The sequence below is a fragment of the Peribacillus sp. P4_C12 genome (genome assembly GCF_056402095.1).
In genome coordinates this window covers 1-3,098 of record NZ_JBFUIB010000440.1, presented here as the reverse complement: position 1 = coordinate 3,098, position 3,098 = coordinate 1, and the positions used below count along the sequence as shown (strand labels likewise).

Annotated in this window: 4 protein-coding genes; 2 read left to right on the top strand and 2 right to left on the bottom strand. The window is 28.4% G+C overall.

Annotation, left to right across the window (positions count from 1 at the left end):
• Nucleotides 1-525 precede the first annotated feature (525 nt).
• On the top strand, nucleotides 526-1,191 hold the full coding sequence (locus AC1DUW_RS24530; RefSeq protein ID WP_477643691.1) for a restriction endonuclease: 666 nt from the start codon (nucleotides 526-528) through the stop codon (nucleotides 1,189-1,191).
• 542 nt (nucleotides 1,192-1,733) lie between these two features.
• Here the strand turns inward: AC1DUW_RS24530 and AC1DUW_RS24525 are convergent.
• Complete coding sequence (locus AC1DUW_RS24525) at nucleotides 1,734-2,141, bottom strand: hypothetical protein (protein ID WP_477643690.1); 408 nt, start codon at nucleotides 2,139-2,141, stop codon at nucleotides 1,734-1,736.
• Nucleotides 2,126-2,296 (bottom strand): hypothetical protein, encoded by a 171-nt coding sequence (locus AC1DUW_RS24520; protein ID WP_477643689.1) that lies wholly within the window; start codon nucleotides 2,294-2,296, stop codon nucleotides 2,126-2,128. Before AC1DUW_RS24520 ends, AC1DUW_RS24525 begins: the two co-directional genes overlap by 16 nt.
• 280 nt (nucleotides 2,297-2,576) lie before the next feature.
• Here AC1DUW_RS24520 and AC1DUW_RS24515 point away from each other — a divergent pair.
• The coding region (locus AC1DUW_RS24515) for a hypothetical protein (protein ID WP_477643688.1) at nucleotides 2,577-3,098 on the top strand (522 nt) is incomplete at its 3' end.

Genomic DNA, 3,098 nt, shown 5'->3' with positions numbered 1-3,098 from the left:
GAATTTCATAGGCCGGATGATTTGATGGAGATTGTGGAGCGGATTAGTAAGAAGGTTTAGGTTTAAGGAGGGTTTTTTGAGGGATTTGAACTCTAAAAGTGTTGATACAACTATGATTCCCCGCATTTTTGTGACCACATTTGTGACCACGAAATTAGAGGTAAAAAGAATGTTGTTTACCAAAAATGTGACCATGATTGTGACCAAAAAAATAAAAAATAAGGTCGTATAGCTTGTATTTTAAGGTTTCCATTTATGTGAATTATCTCCCCCCAATTGCAAAAAATTGGWGGGGTTTTTATTTTGTTGAGTGCAATTTAATTGTAAATTTCACTTTATAAATAAAAACCATTAGGAGCTACGTTCGTTACCTCTTTATATTTGACTTAAATGAGTTTGAAAATCTTCTTTAAGCTAAATATAAATCCTTGAGTATTTTATCATAATTGTCTAAAAAAAATATTCCTTACCCTCCCCTCTAAATTTCCGCAATTTTGGAAAAAATAAACTTAGGAGGGATTATTGATGGCTCGCAGAAAAAGAAAAGCTACTTTCAAAAGTAGTGAACTTATTTTACTTACTCTTTTTTTAGGATTATTTCTTATATTTTATATTTTACATTTAATTGCCTTATTCTTAGACTATTTTATTAGCCTTTCAAGGGATTGGAATTTTTTCCAGTGGGGATACCTTTTTGCTCTCTGTATAGGAATATTCTTTTCCCTTCACAAATATAAATTAATGAAGAAAAATGAACAAGCCCTAATTAAAAAACAAAAAGAAAGAGAAAGATTAGAAAAACTAAAAAATGAGGCTGACCTCGATAACCTAAAAATGATGCCACATAGGGATTTTGAATATTACATAGCAGACTTATTTTCTTTGAAAGGGTACGAAGCTACAGTTACTTCGGCAAGTGGAGATGGTGGAAAAGATATTATATTAAGAAAAGAAGGCTATACTTCAATAGTTGAATGTAAGAGATACGCTACTAAAAAAATCGGACGTCCCGAAATTCAAAAGTTTCACAGTGCTTTAATCGACATACAAGCTCACGAGGGATTTTATGTTACAACTAGCTCCTTTGCTAATACGGCTGTACATTATGTAGCTAATAAGCCTATTATACTTATTGATGGTCAACAATTAATTAATATCATTAGTGAAATCAATATAAATAAATCTAATTAAGAATTAGTTCTTCTATTATACCACTAATCAAGTTGTGTTCACCTAACAGCACCATTTTATCGTACTTATAGTGAAGTGTTTGAGTTTGAGTATAATCCTAAAAACATAAGTATTAACATCGTAGTGATACGACCAGTGTATTACAGTCAAGGAAAGGTCAATATAATATCAGTGAATTTGAATCAGGTGTTTAATTTATGTATTCTAAACGGAAGCATCAATTAATCATGTAAAATTAAGATGGCTAGGTGTAATGTGAATACAAATCCAAATTGTTAACGTTATGGGGCTCGTAACACCTCAAAGTTGGAGGAATTTAACCATTGGAAAACCTACATTTTTATCACCCAAGGTTCTGAATTTTTCATTCTTTTTATATTCTCTCCCCGTCACGCTACTAATTCACAATTATTCTGTGTCCCAATTTTGAATGTCTACTCAAAAATATTAAATAAGAATTTCTCCATTGGATTACTCGATACGAAATCATTATTAATTGATAATAAAAAGCATCTTTTTTAAAATAACGATGCTAATACTTTTTATTTATAGTCCTCTATTAAAGAAATAATTGATATTAAATATCCATTTATTTTTTTGAATTCTTTATGGTCAGACTTAATATCACCTATTCTTTTTATCCCATGAAAGAATTTATTCCTCATTCTTTTTGCTATAAAAAATAAAAATAAAATTTTATCTCTAATATCATTTCGTTTAAGAGATTTTGCCAATCTTTCAAATGATTTTTTGGCAGTTATATTATACGAATCTGCCTGATTATAAAGTGTACTTAAAAATAAATGTTCATCCTTCATGTATTTCTGGTAAAAGTGATTGAATGATTTATTTATTTCGTCTACTAATTTTCCACTTATTTCATTTCCGGTCTTCACATCTCTAATAACTAACCCATTTAATTCTTGTTTTATGTCTAATTTATTATCCACGCTTTAAATTCACTAATTTTCATTGTGTCTGCAACAAAAATACTTGTCCTCGACTGATTTTCAAATAAACTCCAGATAAAAGTAAAATTTTTAGCTTCTTCTAATCCTTGGTCATTAGTATTATATGTACTTAAAACCCATTCTGTTATACTCATCCCATCTCTCCTATTCTTATTTATTTCTCTTCAATTCTAATTGTCTTAATTACTTATATATATTAATTTAATGTACCTTTTATGCTGTTTTCCTACAAAACACCCTTCTTATTCAACACCTTAGGAAAAGTTTTTCGTTTCAAGTTGACAGAGTAAAAAAGATACCAAAATTAACAGCACAGTTATATTTTACTATATTTTTTGTATTTTTTGGAGGTATTCATTATTTTTTATAGAATATTGACCTATAACAATTATTAAATAGGAGGAGGGTCATAAAATGGTAAATTACTTAGATAATATTATTTTAGATGAATTATCATTAAGCAAAGAGAAAGGAAAAATATCGGATTTAAAATTGTTAATCCGTGAGCGTGATATAGATAAGGAAATTTTGGAAAAATTACCTCCAGAAAGCTTTGGAAATCTGGAAGATAATATTGAAGTAATCGGTAGTAATGGACTTATTGCGTCATTTAATAAAATCAATGATGAAAAATCTGATATAATTGAAAGTTTGAGTAACATTGAATACATTGGTTTAACTTCAAATCACGATGAAATAATACTTAAATTTAGTGAAGATGAAAAAGGGATAGGATATTATAATTTTACCAATGAATTCTTTGAAGAGATGTTCGAAATGGGGAAATTTTTTAAATTCTGTATTAAAAATAATTATCGTGATTTAATTAGAGAAACTTTGGAACAACTTTTTGAATTAATGGGTAATATAGAAATGCAATATAGGTGCATTAGACATAACGATGAATTATTAATTAGAGGAATTACTTCTAAAAGG

Bases quoted from the DNA above. Each gene is read 5' to 3' on its own strand.
- AC1DUW_RS24530 (WP_477643691.1), top strand. From the start codon at position 526: ATGGCTCGCAGAAAAAGAAAAGCTACTTTCAAAAGTAGTGAACTTATT.
- AC1DUW_RS24520 (WP_477643689.1), bottom strand. From the start codon at position 2,296: ATGAGTATAACAGAATGGGTTTTAAGTACATATAATACTAATGACCAA.